Raw genomic sequence first — 1,084 nt, 5'->3', positions numbered from 1 at the left:
GACGACCCGCGGGTCGCGGTAGAAGTTGTTGTTGTCGTAGTACCGCACGATCCCGCCGGTCTCGACGGCGTCGCTGACGGTCAGCGGGTGCGCGATCATGTCGTCCCAGCGGCCCTGCCCCTCGGCGATCAGATCGAGGCCGGCTTCGAGCTGGTGGTCGACGTACTCGGCGCGCACCTCGTCGTACTCAGCGACGATCGCCTCGCTCTCGTCGCCGCTGAGGAGGTCGCCCTTCTGGTGGCCCTTCAGGTCGGAGAGCGTCTCTTTCGCCCGGTCCGGGAGCGGATACAGCCCCGGCGTCGCCGCGACACGTTCGGTCATTACCGTTCGTTGGATATACCGGTGTATAATATTTGCTAAGACGCTTTATACACTGTGATAATATACAGGCGGCAGCGCTCGGGGGCGGCCGACGAACGTCACGCCCGTCGCAGCGCCAGCACGGTGAGCGTCTCGAACGGGAACGACTCCTCGACGACGGCCTCGTGGTCGAATCCGGCGGCCTCGACCGAGTCGAGCACCTCGTCGTATCCGGTGAGCGAGGAGACCAAGAGGAGGACGACGCCGCCGGGCGCGAGGACGCGGTCCACGTCCGCGAGGAACGGTTCGATGAGTTCGCGGCCCGACTCGCCCCCCGAGAGCGCGTGCTCCATCCAGTCGTTCCACTCGTTGTCCGGGTCGGTCGGGAGGTACGGCGGGTTGAAACACACCGCGTCGAACGCGTCCGCGCGGAACGGCGCGAGGAGGTCGGCGACGACGGCCTCGACGCCGCGCTCGCGGGCCTGTCGCGCGGCGTGCGGATTGAGGTCGCTGCCGACGACCTCGAGGCCGCGCTCCGTCGCCACCCTGTCCGCGACCCATCCCGACCCCGTCCCGACCTCCAGCACGTGCCCGTGCGCCTCCGCGAGCGCCGCCTCCGCGAGCAGCCCGGAGTCCTCGGCGGGCTGGTAGACGACCGCGTCGTCGACCTCGCGGAGCGACGCGAGGCCGTCGCCGGGCTCGTTGCGACCGTCGCGTTCGTTCGCGCCGTCGGTCATCGGTTGTCGCCCTCCGGCTCGGCACCGTCCGCGTCGGCTTCGCCGGA

The 1,084-nt window shown here is 69.6% G+C and carries 1 protein-coding gene and 1 pseudogene; both read right to left on the bottom strand.

The features are described 5' to 3' along the window. Positions 1-321, bottom strand: a pseudogene (locus U4E84_RS18435) (5-methyltetrahydropteroyltriglutamate--homocysteine methyltransferase); the annotation flags it as partial. 98 nt (positions 322-419) lie between these two features. Further along, a complete protein-coding gene (locus U4E84_RS18430; protein ID WP_322533506.1) occupies positions 420-1,037 on the bottom strand; it encodes a HemK2/MTQ2 family protein methyltransferase in 618 nt (205 codons plus the stop codon). Between the last annotated feature and the right edge of the window lie 47 nt (positions 1,038-1,084).

The sequence above is a fragment of the Halorubrum sp. AD140 genome (assembly GCF_034497445.1).
In the GTDB taxonomy this organism is placed as follows: Archaea; Halobacteriota; Halobacteria; order Halobacteriales; family Haloferacaceae; genus Halorubrum.
The sequence above is the reverse complement of the archived record's forward strand: the minus strand, read 5'-3'. Positions and strand labels throughout refer to the sequence as shown.